The 14,694-nt window shown below is 51.8% G+C and carries 15 protein-coding genes, 3 tRNA genes and 1 other annotated feature (1 of these 19 cut by a window edge); of the genes, 10 read left to right on the top strand and 8 right to left on the bottom strand.

Annotated features, from left to right (window positions below; genetic code table 11):
- The first annotated feature begins 62 nt into the window (after positions 1 to 62).
- The 3 genes from BMX58_RS03600 to BMX58_RS03590 all read left to right on the top strand — a co-directional run bounded on the left by BMX58_RS03600 (position 63) and on the right by BMX58_RS03590 (position 356).
- A tRNA-Gln gene (locus BMX58_RS03600) sits at positions 63 to 134 on the top strand.
- 22 nt (positions 135 to 156) lie between these two features.
- A tRNA-Cys gene (locus tag BMX58_RS03595) sits at positions 157 to 227 on the top strand.
- A gap of 45 nt (positions 228 to 272) precedes the next feature.
- Positions 273 to 356, top strand: a tRNA-Leu gene (locus BMX58_RS03590).
- 268 nt (positions 357 to 624) lie between these two features.
- Here the strand turns inward: BMX58_RS03590 and BMX58_RS03585 are convergent.
- Complete coding sequence (locus BMX58_RS03585; protein ID WP_068621645.1) at positions 625 to 1,602, bottom strand: aldo/keto reductase; 978 nt, start codon at positions 1,600 to 1,602, stop codon at positions 625 to 627.
- A 182-nt stretch (positions 1,603 to 1,784) separates the two neighbouring features.
- Here BMX58_RS03585 and BMX58_RS03580 point away from each other — a divergent pair, with 182 nt between their 5' ends.
- The 4 genes from BMX58_RS03580 (at position 1,785) to paiA (ending at position 4,239) form a co-directional block, all read left to right on the top strand.
- Entirely contained in the window at positions 1,785 to 2,543 is a 759-nt protein-coding gene (locus BMX58_RS03580) for a carboxymuconolactone decarboxylase family protein (RefSeq protein WP_068621647.1), read from the top strand.
- A gap of 17 nt (positions 2,544 to 2,560) precedes the next feature.
- Complete coding sequence (locus BMX58_RS03575) at positions 2,561 to 2,923, top strand: MerR family transcriptional regulator (RefSeq protein ID WP_068621649.1); 363 nt, start codon at positions 2,561 to 2,563, stop codon at positions 2,921 to 2,923.
- A gap of 320 nt (positions 2,924 to 3,243) precedes the next feature.
- Positions 3,244 to 3,696 (top strand): MarR family winged helix-turn-helix transcriptional regulator, encoded by a 453-nt coding sequence (locus BMX58_RS03565; protein ID WP_068621654.1) that lies wholly within the window; start codon positions 3,244 to 3,246, stop codon positions 3,694 to 3,696.
- A 24-nt stretch (positions 3,697 to 3,720) separates the two neighbouring features.
- Positions 3,721 to 4,239: a spermidine/spermine N(1)-acetyltransferase gene (gene paiA, locus BMX58_RS03560; protein WP_068621656.1), complete on the top strand. Its 519-nt coding sequence runs from the start codon at positions 3,721 to 3,723 to the stop codon at positions 4,237 to 4,239.
- A 193-nt stretch (positions 4,240 to 4,432) separates the two neighbouring features.
- Here paiA and BMX58_RS03555 read toward each other — a convergent pair whose 3' ends face one another.
- Positions 4,433 to 5,329: a MurR/RpiR family transcriptional regulator gene (locus BMX58_RS03555; protein ID WP_068621658.1), complete on the bottom strand. Its 897-nt coding sequence runs from the start codon at positions 5,327 to 5,329 to the stop codon at positions 4,433 to 4,435.
- A 226-nt stretch (positions 5,330 to 5,555) separates the two neighbouring features.
- On the opposite strand from BMX58_RS03555, the gene BMX58_RS03550 reads away from it, so the two are divergent.
- The 3 genes from BMX58_RS03550 (at position 5,556) to BMX58_RS03535 (ending at position 8,022) form a co-directional block, all read left to right on the top strand.
- Positions 5,556 to 5,795, top strand: coding sequence for a SemiSWEET transporter (locus BMX58_RS03550; RefSeq protein WP_068621660.1), 240 nt, complete (start codon positions 5,556 to 5,558; stop codon positions 5,793 to 5,795).
- 14 nt (positions 5,796 to 5,809) lie between these two features.
- A complete protein-coding gene (locus BMX58_RS03545) occupies positions 5,810 to 7,246 on the top strand; it encodes a 6-phospho-beta-glucosidase (RefSeq protein WP_068621662.1) in 1,437 nt (478 codons plus the stop codon).
- A 356-nt stretch (positions 7,247 to 7,602) separates the two neighbouring features.
- Complete coding sequence (locus tag BMX58_RS03535) at positions 7,603 to 8,022, top strand: methylglyoxal synthase (protein ID WP_068621666.1); 420 nt, start codon at positions 7,603 to 7,605, stop codon at positions 8,020 to 8,022.
- A 78-nt stretch (positions 8,023 to 8,100) separates the two neighbouring features.
- On the opposite strand, the gene BMX58_RS03530 is transcribed toward BMX58_RS03535, so the two are convergent.
- The 6 genes from BMX58_RS03530 to BMX58_RS03505 all read right to left on the bottom strand — a co-directional run bounded on the left by BMX58_RS03530 (position 8,101) and on the right by BMX58_RS03505 (position 14,087).
- Positions 8,101 to 9,288 carry an amidohydrolase gene (locus BMX58_RS03530; RefSeq protein WP_068621668.1) on the bottom strand — a complete coding sequence of 396 codons (1,188 nt, stop codon included), beginning with the start codon at positions 9,286 to 9,288 and terminating at the stop codon, positions 8,101 to 8,103.
- A gap of 81 nt (positions 9,289 to 9,369) precedes the next feature.
- Positions 9,370 to 10,227 carry a MetQ/NlpA family ABC transporter substrate-binding protein gene (locus tag BMX58_RS03525; RefSeq protein WP_068621670.1) on the bottom strand — a complete coding sequence of 286 codons (858 nt, stop codon included), beginning with the start codon at positions 10,225 to 10,227 and terminating at the stop codon, positions 9,370 to 9,372.
- 118 nt (positions 10,228 to 10,345) lie between these two features.
- Positions 10,346 to 11,203 carry a MetQ/NlpA family ABC transporter substrate-binding protein gene (locus BMX58_RS03520; protein ID WP_068621671.1) on the bottom strand — a complete coding sequence of 286 codons (858 nt, stop codon included), beginning with the start codon at positions 11,201 to 11,203 and terminating at the stop codon, positions 10,346 to 10,348.
- A gap of 85 nt (positions 11,204 to 11,288) precedes the next feature.
- Positions 11,289 to 12,143 (bottom strand): MetQ/NlpA family ABC transporter substrate-binding protein, encoded by an 855-nt coding sequence (locus tag BMX58_RS03515; protein ID WP_068621673.1) that lies wholly within the window; start codon positions 12,141 to 12,143, stop codon positions 11,289 to 11,291.
- A gap of 190 nt (positions 12,144 to 12,333) precedes the next feature.
- A complete protein-coding gene (locus BMX58_RS03510) occupies positions 12,334 to 13,014 on the bottom strand; it encodes a methionine ABC transporter permease (protein ID WP_068621675.1) in 681 nt (226 codons plus the stop codon).
- The gene (locus BMX58_RS03505; RefSeq protein ID WP_068621678.1) at positions 13,011 to 14,087 is read right to left on the bottom strand and encodes a methionine ABC transporter ATP-binding protein; all 1,077 of its coding nucleotides are present in this window, start codon (positions 14,085 to 14,087) and stop codon (positions 13,011 to 13,013) included. The genes BMX58_RS03510 and BMX58_RS03505 overlap by 4 nt, the downstream gene beginning before the upstream one ends.
- A gap of 362 nt (positions 14,088 to 14,449) precedes the next feature.
- Positions 14,450 to 14,694 (bottom strand) — a binding site (T-box leader); it runs 23 nt beyond the window's last position.

Below are 14,694 nucleotides of genomic sequence, written 5' to 3'. Positions count from 1 at the left end.
TAACGCACCGGTTTGTGGATCCGGCATTCGTGGGTTCAATTCCCATCAGTCGCCCTCTTTATTGGGCTATCGCCAAGCGGTAAGGCAACAGACTTTGACTCTGTCATTCGTTGGTTCGAATCCAGCTAGCCCAGTTTTTTCAAATAGCAACATCTCGGCGGTATAGCCAAGTGGTAAGGCACAGGTCTGCAAAACCTCTATCACCGGTTCAAATCCGGTTACCGCCTTTCCATGGAAACATCAAGATGGAAACTTGCAACATTCATAATCATGCCGGCGTGGCGGAATTGGCAGACGCGCTGGACTCAAAATCCAGTGCCCGCGAGGGCGTGCCGGTTCGACCCCGGCCGCCGGTATCACACACAAACAAGCCCAGAAAGATGGTTTCCATCTCTCGGGGCTTGTTTTTTTGCATGCCGCTGATATTGGAGCAGTGGCTGCGGGACGCCGAACTCCGGTGAGGCGAGTGTTCGCCGGAGATTGGGCGCCGGTTTCTTTGTCCAGTTCCGGCGAGAGGGGCTTCATCGGAGTTGTTGGGCGAATAGCTCGCTCAGCTCCGGCAAGCCGGCCCTTCACTGGAGCTGGGACTCCCGAACCCATCGTCCCCAGGCGCATTGATAGTCCCTATCTGTACCCCGTGATATTCCTTGGAACATAAGCTTCTTCCAGATACTTGATCTCCTCAGCGCTCAAGGCGACCCCGAAGGCACCCAGGGCATCGTCCAGGTATTTCACTTTTGTCGCGCCGATCAGCGGGGCGGTGACGAAGTCTTTGCTCAGCATCCAGGCCGTGGCGACCTGTCCGCGGGTGATGCCGCGCTCGTCGGCCAACTTGTGGACCCTTGAAATGACTTCATTGTCGGAAGCTACTAGATAAGCGGGCAGTTCGATTTGTGCGGCTTGGCTGGCACGGGCCGTGACGGCGCCGATATCCCGCGTCAATCTTCCGCCAGCCAGCGGGCTCCAAGGCGTCATCGCAACTTTTTGGTCCTGCAGCAAGGGGATCATTTCGCGTTCTTCTTCGCGGTAGAGCAGGTTATAGAGATTCTGCATGGAGACGAATTTCTTCCAGCCGTTTTTCTCGGCGACGAATTGGGCTTTCGCGAATTGCCAGGCGTGCATGGAAGAGGCGCCGATGTAGCGGACTTTCCCCATTTTCACCAGATCATGCAAAGCTGCCATCGTCTCTTCGATCGGCGTGCCGTAATCCCAGCGGTGGATGATGTAGAGATCCAGATAATCCGTCTGCAGCCGCTTCAGCGAATGCTCGATTTCGGCAAAGATGCTCTTGCGGGACAGGCCTTTCGCATTCGGTCCCTCGAACATCGGGAAGTACAATTTGGAAGCCAGCACGATTTCGTCGCGGTTGGCGAAATCCTTCAAAGCCTTCCCGACGATCTCTTCGCTGGAACCGGATGAGTACAGATTCGCGGTGTCGAAGAAATTGATCCCTGAGTCCAGGGCTTTTTTGATGATTTCCCGGCTCTCCGTTTCGCCGATCGACCATTTCTCACGGCCGCGTTCCGGCTCCCCGAAGCCCATGCACCCCAGGCAAAGTTTTGAGACATCCATACCGGTGTTCCCCAATTTTACGTATTCCATGTCAGCGCCTCCAATGTTTTTGTTTTGATTATACCGCTAGTGTACAGCTTGGAGTAAACTCCAAGTCAAATCTTTTTGTCATCCCCAAAAAATATTTTTCCTTAGCCACGGTTGCGGTTGACTTGGAGTCCACTTCAGGATTTACACTGAAAGCAACAAAACGAAAGCTGGAGGAATGGAAAATGAAGATCAGTGAAACTGCGCAAAAGAACCACGACGAACTGTTTCCGGGACATGTGTCGGTATTGGCCGAGAAGGATCCGGAACTGATCGAAGTGTTCGACAATTTTGCGTTCGATGAGGTGCTGCAGCACACCAGCCTGGATGTGAAGGAGCGGCAAAGAGTGCTCTTGGCGGCGTTGATCGCCATGCAGTGCGTGAACGAATTCAAGGCGATGGCAAAGGGGGCCCTGAATGTGGGCGTCACGCCGATCGAGCTGAAGGAAATCGTCTATCAGGCGGTCCCGTACGCCGGCCTGGGCAAAGTGTTCGATTTCCTGCATGCGACGAACGCTGTGCTGGAGGAAAACGGTATTGCGCTGCCGTTGGAAGGGCAAGCCACGACGACGGCTGAAACGCGGTACGGGAAGGGGCTGGAAATCGTCCGCGAAGCCGCGGGTGAGGCTGTGGATAACCTGTTGAAAACAATGCCGGATAACCAGAAACATTTCGCCACTTTTCTGGCGGATAACTGCTTCGGCGATCATTTTACCCGCAGCGGGCTGTCCATCCAAGAACGGGAGCAGCTGATTTTCGTCATGCTTGCTTCGATGGGCGGGGCTGAAACGCAAATGAAGGGGCATATCCGCAACAACATCCGTGTCGGCAACGACAAGCAAAAGCTGTTGGATACGCTCACCGTGCTGTTGCCGTTCATCGGCTATCCGCGGACGTTGACGGCCTTGCATTGCCTGAATGAAGTCGCACCGGAAGAAAGCTGAAAGCGCAGGGGATATACATGAAAATCGCTCAAGTCAGCAAAGAGAAAAAAGTGTCGATCGATAGTCTGCGGTACTACGAACGGATCGGGCTGCTGCCGCCAGTGAAACGGATTGCAGGCAGCACACGGGATTATTCGGAGCAGGATCTGCGGTGGCTGGATCTTGTGATCGCCGTGCGTTCGGCCGGCTTGTCGCTCGAACCGCTGATCGACTACGTGCAGTTGTGCGGAGCGGGGTCCCATACCGTTCCGGCCAGAAGGGATCTGTGGGTCGACGAGTGCGACCTGCTCGAAGAGAAGATCCAAGCATTGCAGGCGACCTTGGCGCAGCTGAGGGGGAAAGCGGACCATTACGAGGCGCTGCTGAAAGGAGAAAATTAAGGAAACGGCTGTCTCTGGCGAGGCAGCTTTTTTGAGGTGGAGAGCGGGTGGGGAGAGCCTCAGTTCCGGTGAAAGGCCGGGTCACCGGAGGAGCGGATGCGATCCGGGACCGCAGCTCCGGCGAGGACCGGCAAACCGGAGCTAGGCCTGGTGATGAACCCTTCAACTCCGGGGAACCCTTGCCTCACCGGAGTTCGGCAGCATTTTTCCTCGTTTTTGTTTTTGGGTATAAATCATCCGCACTTCTTTTTTTTGTTGCAAATGCAATAAAAATGGGGTATGCTGTATCTAAATTTCCGGAAAAAGGCAGGTGAGCAGGAATGGCGGAAGTATTGCGGGAAATCGGGATGATCGCCAGGGCGCTGGATTCGATCGCGAACATCGAATTCAAGGAATACGATCTGACGAGGGGGCAGTATCTGTACCTCGTCCGGATCTGCGAAAATCCGGGCATCATCCAGGAGAAGCTGGCGGAAATGATCAAAGTCGACCGCACGACGGCCTCGCGCGCCATCAAGAAGCTAGAGGCGAACGGCTTCATCGAAAAGAGAGCCGACTCCACAAACAAAAAGATCAAAATGATTTTCCCGACAGAAAAAGGCAAAGCGATCGCACCGAACATCAGCAAGGAAAATGACCACTCGGAACGGGTGGCGTTGCAGGGGTTATCGGAAGCGGAAACGGCGCTTCTCAGCGGACTGCTCCAAAGGGTCCGGAACAACGTCGAAACAGATTGGGAATACGTGAAAAAAGGCTACAAAAGAGACTATTGAAACATGGAAAAGGAGATACCCCATATGGCAATCACACTGAAAAAATGCGGCAGCGAAAATTTGAAGGAGCTGCAGGCAATCGGCATCGAAACGTTCACGGACACGTTCGCGGCCCACAACACGCCGGAGGACCTGCAGGACTATCTGGAAAAGGCCTACGATCCGGAAAAGCTGAAGGCGGAGCTCGCCACGGTGGGGTCAACTTTCTGGTTTCTGTACGATGGGCAAGAGTTGGCGGGTTACCTGAAAGTCAACGTCGATGCGGCCCTGACGGAAGACATGGGCCCCGATTCTTTGGAAGTGGAGCGGATCTATATCCGGCCGGCATTCAAGCGCAGGGGACACGGGAAATATCTGATCGACAAAGCGATTGAAATCGCCCGCGCGCAAGGCAAGACTACGATCTGGCTGGGCGTCTGGGAGCACAATCTGAATGCCCTCGCGTTTTACGCAAAAATGGGCTTCGTCCGCACCGGCGCGCATTCCTTTTTCATGGGCGACGACGAACAGACGGACTTCATCATGACGAAGCAGTTGGGCTGACAAGAGACGCAAAAAGCCATCGTCGGGTTGCGGGCGATGGCTTTTTGCATGTTCTTTACATGGGAGGAATAAAGAAGAGAACAGGGTAAAAAGGTTGTTTGATTGGCTTGTCCTTATAATAGGCCGCAAGTGTGAAATTATCATGAAGAAAAGCCAATTTATTTTTGCTGTTTTCAAGAACACGGCCGAGCGTTCATTTTTCCGGAGCCTGCTCCTCTTCCTTGATGATGTCCAGCGTGGAGAATCTGCCGGCCTCGATCATTTTGGATGTGTTGATCCGCAGCTGCAGGTTCCTGTCGTAATCCAAAGCGAAGATGCAGGAATACAGCACGTCCAGCAGGTAGACGATGGCGCTGTCGGTGGAGAAGGTAGCGATTTTTGAATAAAGTTTCTCCCGCGTGCTGATCCTGAGGACGCAATCCGCCAGCCGCGCCGTCGTGTTGTCGCCGATATTGGTGATGGCGATGATGGGGATGCCGTTCGCCTTCAAATAGTGGATTGTTTCATTCAATATCGTGGTTTCTCCGGAATAGGAAACAATGATCGCGCAGGAGGACGAATCCGCCAAGTGCGCTTTGAAGATCGTTTCGCCCTGCAACGAGCAGATATCGACCCGCTTTTGGATCCGTGACATATTATGCTGGAATTCCTGCGTGATCAGCAGGTTGTTGCTGACGGCAAAAAGGCTGATGTAGGAAGACTTGCGGATGATCTGGATGGCCTGCTGCAGGTCGTCGTGGGTGATCAGAGACAAAGTGTCGTCGATGGCTTCCTTTTCCAGGGCAGCGATTTTACTTGCGATCGACAGGATGGTATCATTACCTTGAAAAGGCAAATTGGCGTTTATTTCACTGAAATGTTTCTGCAGATATTCTTCCTCGTTCAGGTAGGCTTCCTTCAATTGGCTCCAGCCGCTGAAATTCATCTTATGGGCGATCCGCACCAACGTGGACGGTGAAGTGAAGGTCGCTTCGGCAATCTCTTTGGTGGTCATCTCCCGGATGGCCAATTTTTTCTCCAAGATATAGGTCGTTATCATTTTTTCGCTGTTCGAAAATTCAAAATTTTCGAGCCGTTCTCTGATGAGCATCCCAATCCCCCTCGCGTATTTTCTGAACCTCAAGAACATCATACCAGATTTGAGAATCTTATTTAAAAATCCGGAACAAAAAAACGGGAAATTTGTAAACGTTGTTACGGAGTGACCGGAAGTTATTGCCTTTGGTCCGCTATCCATTATAATCGAATGGTAAATGAATGCAGCCGTCTTATTGGCCATTCGAGTCGCGCATCCAAACCGGTAGGGGGAGAAAATAATGATAGGCTTCATCGCAGCTATTTTGACAACGCTGTCTTTCGTTCCGCAAGCTTGGCAGATCATCAAGACAAAGGACACTTCGGGTATTTCATTGGGCATGTACGCCATGTTCGTGGTGGGCGTGTTTCTCTGGCTGATCCACGGCTGGAACATCCAGGATTATGCCGTCATCGCGGCGAACGGCATCACCTTAGTGTTGGCTTCCATCATCTTGGCTTATAAAATCAAATACAAATAAGAGGAGAGATAGATATGGCATTGGATAAAGATTTCTTGTGGGGCGGCGCCTTGGCTGCCCATCAGTTTGAAGGAGGGGTTCTGAACACCTCGAAAGGCTTGAGCGTGGCGGACGTCATGACGGCCGGAGCACACGGCGTTCCCCGCGTCATCACGGATGGTGTGGTTGAAGGCAACTACTACCCGAACCACGTCGGCATCGATTTTTACGGCCGCTATAAAGAGGACATCGCTTTGTTCGCGGAAATGGGCTTCAAGTGTTTCCGTACGTCGATCGCCTGGTCGCGCATTTTCCCGAACGGCGACGAAGCCGAGCCGAACGAGGAAGGCCTGCAGTTCTATGATGATGTCTTTGACGAATTGTTGAAATACGGCATCGAACCGGTCATCACGCTGTCCCACTTCGAGATGCCTTACCACTTGGCCAAAGAATACGGCGGCTTCATGAACCGCAAAACCGTGGATTTCTTCGTCAAATTTGCCGAAGTCTGCTTCAAACGCTACAAAGACAAAGTGAAATATTGGATGACTTTCAATGAAATCAACAACCAAATGAACTACAAAAACGACATCTTCGGCTGGACCAACTCCGGCGCGCATTTCGGCGACTATCCGAATCCGGAAGAAGCGATGTACCAATGCGGCCACTATGAGTTGCTTGCCAGCGCATTGGCTGTGAAAATCGGCAAAGAAATCAACCCGGATTTCCAGATCGGGAACATGATCGCGATGGTGCCGATCTATCCGTTTTCCTGCCGCCCGGCTGACATGGTGCTGGCGAACCAGATGATGCACGACCGCTGGTTCTTCTGCGATGTCCAATGCCGCGGCCACTACCCGGCTTACGCCTTGAAGATGTTCGAACGCAAAGGCTTCAACCTCGACATCACTGAAGAAGACAAAAAAGCCTTGGCGGAAGGCACAGTCGACTACATCGGCTTCTCCTACTACATGAGCAACACTGTCGATTCGACCGTAAACAAAGACGTGTCGAAATCTCTGGACGGATCCAGCGCGCATTCCGTGAAGAACCCGTTCATTGAAGAATCCGACTGGGGCTGGGCGATCGATCCGGAAGGCTTGCGCTACACCCTGAACCAGTTCTATGAGCGCTACGAAAAACCGTTGTTCATCGTCGAAAACGGCTTCGGTGCGATCGACGTCAAGGAAGCGGACGGCAGCTGCCACGATCCTTACCGCATCGACTATCTGCGTTCGCATATCGAAGAAATGAAAAAGGCCGTCGAAGAGGACGGTGTCGATCTGATGGGCTACACGCCATGGGGCTGCATCGACTGCGTCTCCTTCACGACCGGCGAAATGAAGAAACGCTACGGTTTCATCTACGTCGACCGCGACAACGAAGGCAACGGGACTCTGGAAAGAAGCAAAAAAGATTCCTTCGACTGGTACAAGAAAGTCGTCGCTTCCAATGGGGAAGATTTGGCTTAAAATTACATATTTGGAAAAGGCTGTTCCGAATTTTCGGGGCAGCCTTTTCACGTGGTTGTCCGATACTTCCGGGAAATCGGACAACCGGCATAAATTCGAACAACCACAAAAAACCACCGCTCATAAGAACGGTGGAATAAAGGAGTTGTTCTTTACTTTGGAGGAGTAAAGAAGAGTAAAAAGATTGTTGTGATTGGCCTATCTGTATAATAGTCCTTAATTGTGAAGAGAATATGAAGAAATCCGTATATTTTTTGTTTTTTTCGGTAAGTATAAGAAAAATATTGTGACCGTTTCCACCATAAAACCGCTAAAATGATATACTATACTTATAAAAATTGCAGGGAGGAAAACGAATGAAAGTAGCATTAATCGCACACGACCGAAAAAAAGATTTGATGATCCAATTATGCACCGCCTATAAAGCGATTTTGGAAGAGCATGAATTATTTGCGACCGGAACAACCGGAACCCGCATCATGGAAGCGACCGGGCTGGAAGTCCACCGTTTTAAATCTGGGCCGCTTGGCGGCGATCAGCAGATCGGGGCGATGATTTCGGAAAATGAAATGGATGTGGTCATCTTCCTACGGGATCCGTTGGCCGCCATGCCGCATGAACCGGATGTGACCGCTTTGATCCGTCTGAGCGATGTCTATGAAATTCCGTTGGCCACCAACATCGGTACGGCTGAAGTGTTGCTCCGCGGACTGGACGCCGGTTTCGTCGATTGGCGCGAATTCTACAATGCGGAAGGCAGCATCGATTTCGGCTAAACAGGTGATTGTCTGTAAAAATTCAAAACGCGTTGCCCAGATGGAATAATCCATCTGGGCGACGCGTTTTTTTGGGGATCAAAAAGGGCTGCTCAGATAGGCCAGCGCATAGGAAACATGGAGTTCCGTCGCGATGGCTAAGCCTTTTTCATCGATGTCGAATTTTTCGTGGTGATGGCCGTAAGCCGTCTCTTCGCCGCTCTGGGTGCCGACGAAGCAGTAGACGCCGGGTGCGACCGCAAGGTAATCGGCGAAGTCATCGGCACCCATGCTTTTCGGGCTGTCGGTGATGACGTTTTCGATGCCGACGATATCCGAGGCGACCCGGATGGCATGCTCAGCCGCCTGCAGATCATTGATCAGCGGCGCTGCGGCATCGTAGTTGGAGAATTCGATGGTTGTGCGATGCGCATCGGCAACGCTTTTCGCGATCCTTTCCACCGCTTCCAGCACTTGCGCGCGGACTTCATGACTGAAGGTTCTGACGGTGCCTTCGATTTCAGCTTCGTTGGCGATGATGTTGTAGTTCGTGCCGGCACGCAACACGCCGATGCCGACCACGACTTCATCGGTGGGGCGGACTTCCCGTGCGACAATCGTCTGCAGTTCCGTAACGATGGCAGCGGCACTGACCAAGGCATCGCGGCCCAGATCCGGCCGCGAGACATGCCCGCTCTTGCCGAAAACTTTGATCTTGAAGATGTCGCAGGACGCATTGGAAGGCCCTGGTGTCGCAACGATTTTGCCCAGTTTCGTGCCGGATTGAAGATGGATGCCGAAGACATGGTCGATGCCGTCGATATGGCCGCCGCGCACGAATTGGCGCGCCCCACCGCCGATTTCCTCTGCCGGCTGGAAGGCGAACTGGATCGTCCCCGCAAACGTATTCTGACGCTCCTTCAGGATTTTCAGCGCACCCAGCAGGGAAGCCGTATGTCCGTCGTGGCCGCAGGCGTGGTTGAAGCCAGAATTGACGGAAGCGTAGGGTTTGCCGGTCTCATCCGGCAGCGGCAGCGCATCGATATCGGCGCGCAGCAGAATGGTTTTGCCTGGGCCTTTCCCGCCGGTCAAAGTGGCCAAGATGCCGGTCTCTCCGACATTGATGTAAGGTACGCCGATTTTTTCCACTTCCTCCTTGATGCGTTGGATCGTTTCGAATTCCTTCAGGCTCGGCTCCGGATGCCGGTGGAAATGGCGACGCAAGGCGACGATATAATCGTAAATGTCGGTAACTTCTTCGTGGATCTGCTTTTGGATGATGGTCATGGCTGGTTCCTCCTTGGATCTGTATGGGAAAGGGGCTCTGGGCTGATGGCCCACGCCCCTTTAAATGTTAAGCTTTTCTGATTATTCCGCCTGGTCCCAAACCGGGAATTGCGAGCCTTTTGATGATTCTTTGATGACTTTGGCAGTTCCTTCGGATTGATAATATTCCACAATCGTCTGGAAGACCTCGTTGTCGGCATCTTCGTCAAGCGCCGCGATGACGTTGTAATAGGGGTTTGAATCTTCCGTAACCGGCTCAAGGAAGACAGCATCTTCACTCGGGATGAAGCCTGCATCAACTGCCATTCCGCTGTTGATGACGGAAGCAGTCACGTCCTGCAAGGCGCGGGCAGTCTGATTGGATTCGAGCGTCCGGAACTGCAGGTTCAATCTGTTTTCGATAACATCTTCAGTTGTTGGAACCAAACCGGCCTTAGGATCAAGCTTGATCAGTCCGGATGTCTGCAACAGGATCAAGGCACGGCCTTCATTTGAGACGTCATTCGGGATGGCGATCGTGTCGCCTTCCTTCAATTCGTTGAAGCTCGTGATTTTTTCGGAATAAAGCCCTAATGGAGCCATCACCGTATAGCCGATGGTCGTCAAGTCCGTACCGTGGTCTTTGTTGTAGTTGTCCATGAAGATTTCGGTCTGGAACGAGCTCAGATCGATCTCACCTTCGGCCAAGGCATTGTTGGGGGTTGTGTAGTCGGTGAATTTGACCAGTTCGACTTCGATGTTCTCTTTTTCTTTCAACTCTTCGATGACGTAGTCCCAAGGCTCGTTGACTTCGCCGACGACACCCAACGTGACTTTGATCGGCTCGTCGGCGCCCGTAGCGGCAGAGTCGCTGGCGGAATCGGAGGCTGCGCTGCCGCAAGCGGCAAGGAAAAGGCTGGCTGAAAGGGTCAAGGTTGCTAAAAAAGGCTTATTTTTCATTAGTAAAGGGCTCCTTAGTATATAAAGATAGCATCAAGAGCGGTGCGAAAGAAACGCACCGGCTTGATGCTACTCGTAAATTTAGTATGTTATCGGGCTGGGGAAGAAGGGTTGTCGCTTAGTCCCAAGCAGGGATATCCGTGTTTGCGGTTGTTTCTGCAATCAAAGCTTTTGTTTCTTCCGTTTGGTATTCCGCTACAACTTTTTTGTAGACTTCGTTGTCGACGTCTTCAGCGCGGGCAGCCACGACGTTTTTGTAGATGTCCAAGACTTTTTGGATGTTGTCCGTATCCAAGTAAAGGGCATCTTCGGTAGGCACTAAGCCGGCATCGACGGCGAAGTTGGTGTTGATGACTGCAGCGCCTGCATCCTGAAGCGAACGCGGCAATTGAGCGGCATCCAATTCTTCGATGTTCAGGTTCTTAGGATTTTCGATGATGTCCGCTACTGTCGGGGTTGTGCCGGTTGCGTTGTCCAGAGTGATCAAGTCGATGGCTTGCAGCAGCAACAACGCGCGGCCGCCGTTGGTTACGTCATTCGGGATAGCGATTGTGTCGCCGTCCTGGATTTCGCTGTAATCTTCATACTTGTCAGAGTAGATTCCCAGTGGAGACACAAAAGTGAAACCGATCGGGGTAAGGTCGGCATCGTTGTTGGCGTTGTAGTTCTCCAGGAAAGCAACGTGCTGGAAGGCGTTCAAGTCGATTTCGCCGTTGTCCAGAGCGATGTTCGGCTGGTTGTAGTCCGTGAATTTGACGATTTCAAGGTCGATGTTGTCATCTTCCAGACGTTCTGCGACAGCTTCCCAGATTTCGACTGCGGATTCGCTGACCAGCCCGATTTTGACTGTAGTTGCTTCTGCTGCTGCGCTTGACTCCGCAGCGGATGAATCAGCGGTTGTGCCGCTGTTTCCGCATGCTGCCAAAAATAATGAAGCTGAAAGGACTAGGCCGCCAAATAATTTACTCTTTTTCATATGTATTTCCTCCGATTGTTTTATTATATTTTTACATCACGTCTGCAAACATGATTTTTGTAAACAAATGAATGGGTCTTAGGTCTTACTGTTCCCAAGCGGGTACGTCGTTGCCTTCTGTGACATCATCCAGGATTGCTGCTGTTTCGGCTGTTTGGTATTCCGCAACGACCTTTTTGTAAGTTTCGTTTTCAGCATCTTCAGCGCGAGCGGCTACGATGTTCTTGTAGACGTCCGCAACACTGGCGATGTTGTCTGTATCCAAGAATAAAGCATCTTCTTTAGGGTTCAAACCGGAATCGGTAGCGTAGTTCGTGTTGATGACCGCTGCATCCACATCCGGAAGGGAACGGGCAACTTGGGAAGCATCCAATTCTTCAAAGCTGATGTTTTTCGGATTTTCGGTGATATCATTGACTGTCGGCGTTGTTCCTTTTGCTTCATCCAGTTTGATCAGACCGATTGCTTGCAGCAGCAGGAGTGCGCGTCCGCCGTTTGTCACATCGTTCGGGATGGCGATTTTAGCTCCATCGGCGATATCGGCATAGTCCGTCACTTTTTCGGAATACAAGCCAAGCGGGGAAATATAGGTGAAGCCGATCGGTGTCAGATCCGATTTATTGTTGGCATTGAAATCCTCAAGGTAAGCAACGTGCTGGAACGCGTTCAGGTCGACGTCGCCATTCTCCAAGGCAACATTAGGTTGTACATAGTCTGTAAATTGGACGATTTCCAAATCGATACCTTTGTCTTCCAGACGCGCTGCGACATCTTCCCAGACTTCGACTTCTACTTCGCTGACTACGCCGATTTTCACTGCTTCATTGTCTGAAGCGGTTGTGTCCGCTGCCGAGTCCGTGTCCGATCCGTTGCTTCCGCAAGCTGCCAAAAATAGGGTAAGTGCTGCAACACCTGAGAATAATACATTTTTCTTGTTCATGATTTGTTTCCTCCGATTTTGTTTTTTTAGTTTCCAATAAGGGTGTGTAACTCCAACATAGTTGGCTAGCTTCACGGGTTAGCCCTTCGGAATTTAGATAAATCGTACCTATTGCGCTCTTCGATGCTCAGTCGGCACGATTTCCTAAAATTCTTTCAGGGCTGAACGAACCCGTTCCGCTTTTCTTTCTTTAATGGCTGACTTTCTTCACCAAGGCATTGCCGATGGCTTGGCTGATGAATACGATGATCAGGATGATGATGGTTGCGACCAAGGTCACATCGTTCTGGAATCGATTGTAGCCGCGGGTGATGGCCAGGTTACCCAAGCCGCCTCCGCCAATCGCTCCGGCCATCGCCGTCAAGCCGATCAGGTTGATGATTGTTACGGATGATACGCGGATGATGCCGGGCAAGCCTTCCTTCAGGTAGACGCGGAAGATGATTTCCCAAGGACTGGCACCCATTGATTGGGCCGCCTCGATGACGCCGGGATCGACTTCAACCAATGCGTTTTGGATCTGACGGGCATAGAAGGGAACCGTTGCGACCACAAGCGGTACGATCGATGCGGTCGTTCCGATCGAAGTGCCGACCACGAAACGCGTGAACGGTACGATCAGTGCCATCAGGATGATGAACGGCAGCGATCGGAAGATGTTTACCAGTTTGTCCAGGATGCTGTACAGGTATTTGTTCTCCAGGATGCCGCCGTCTTGGGTGACGAGCAGGATGACGCCCAGGATGACGCCCAGCCCACCGGCGATCAACCCGGCAATGAGAGTCATATATAAGGTTTCCCAGGTACTTTGGATCACTTCATCCCAGATTTCAGAGACGTTCGGGAGAAATGTAGTGATGAATGTGTTCATTCTTCGTCTCCTCCTTTATTTTTCTTTTCGGCGATGATTTCTTCCGTGATGATTTCCACGGTTACGCCGTTATCCTGCAGGTAACGGACCGCTTTTGCGACGGCTTCCGGTGTCCCGCTCAGGACGAGGAGCAGGGTGCCGACTGGCGTGTCCTGCAATATTTCGACGTTCCCGAACAGGATGTTCCCGTTCACGTTGAACGAATTGGCCAGCTTGGCGATGAGCGGCTCGCCTGTGGAACCTCCGACGAAGGAAAGCTTCGTCAGCACATCATGCTCGCCCAAATTCAGGATGGTCGGATGGGTGATGACCGTTTCGATGCCGTGTTCGACGTGTGTCGCCGTATCGATGAAGTCCTTCGTCAATTGGTTCTGCGGTTTCGTGAAGATATCAAGGATCGAACCGTATTCGATCACGCCGCCGTTTTCCATCACTGCCACTTTGTTGCAGATTTCCTTCACGACCTGCATCTCATGCGTGATGATGACGATCGTCAGGTTCAAGCGTTTGTTCAGCTCTTTCAGCAAGGCCAAGATCGAAGAAGTCGTCTTCGGATCCAAGGCGCTGGTCGCTTCATCGCAGAGCAGCACTTCCGGGTCGTTCGCCAAGGCGCGGGCGATGGCCACGCGCTGCTTTTGTCCGCCCGACAATTGGGAAGGGTAGGCTTTGGCTTTTTCGGACAAGCCCACTAATGATAGCAGCTCCGTCACTTTGTCGTGGATTTCCTGTTTGCTCAGGGAAGAGTTCTTCAATGGAAATGCGACGTTGTCGTAAATGGTGCGGGAGCGCATCAGGTTGAAGTGCTGGAAAATCATCCCGATTTTTTTGCGCGATTCGCGCAGTTCCTTGTCGTTCAGCGCCATCATGTCTTTTCCGCTCACGATGACTTTTCCTTCGGTGGGCCGCTGCAGCAGATTGATGGTCCTTACCAAGGTGCTCTTGCCGGCGCCGCTGTAGCCGACGATCCCGTAGACGTCGCCTTTGTCGACTTCGAGCGAAACGTGCTGAACGGCATGAACGGTTTTGTTTTTGTCAGTTTTAAAAGTCACTGAAATATCCTGTAGACTGATCATGTATCTTTCCTCCTCTAATAAAAAAGCATCCATCCTACATCAAAAAAATATGACGTTAAGGACGAATGCGGACGCTTCGTGTTACCACCTTTGTTCGGATCCCCCTCGCGGCTGGATCCCTCAATGAGTGAAGGCCTGCTTCACCCGTGCACGATAAAGGGTGCTCCCTTGAAGGACTCACTGATGTGCCAGCTCATCCCTCCCGCTCCAAGGCCATCTTCAAAACCGTTCCGTATGCCTGTTCTCATCCAACCAGGCTCGCTGTGATACGTTGCGGATCTTACTTTCCTCTTCCTCGCGTTCAGATTATATCATAAAAATCAAAAAACTCCCGTCCTATCTGCTGCATCATTTATGCGCAAGATAAGGACGAGAGCTCAAAATTCGATCTCGTGTTACCACCTTAGTTCACGGAAGCATCGCTGCATCCGCCTTAGCCAGTGCGCTTGCAAATTGCTGCAAGTCAGACTGAGACACTGTAACGGGTGTTCCCGTCCTGCCCTAAGAAACCATTCATCGGACAAGCCACTCTGAGACCATCTTCAACCAACACTTCCTTGCTTGCTTTCACCTGACCAAGCTCTCTAATGAAGGAGTGGAATGATTT

The organism is Trichococcus ilyis (assembly GCF_900109135.1).
In the GTDB taxonomy this organism is placed as follows: Bacteria; Bacillota; Bacilli; order Lactobacillales; family Aerococcaceae; genus Trichococcus; species Trichococcus ilyis.
The sequence above is the reverse complement of the archived record's forward strand: the minus strand, read 5'-3'. Positions and strand labels throughout refer to the sequence as shown.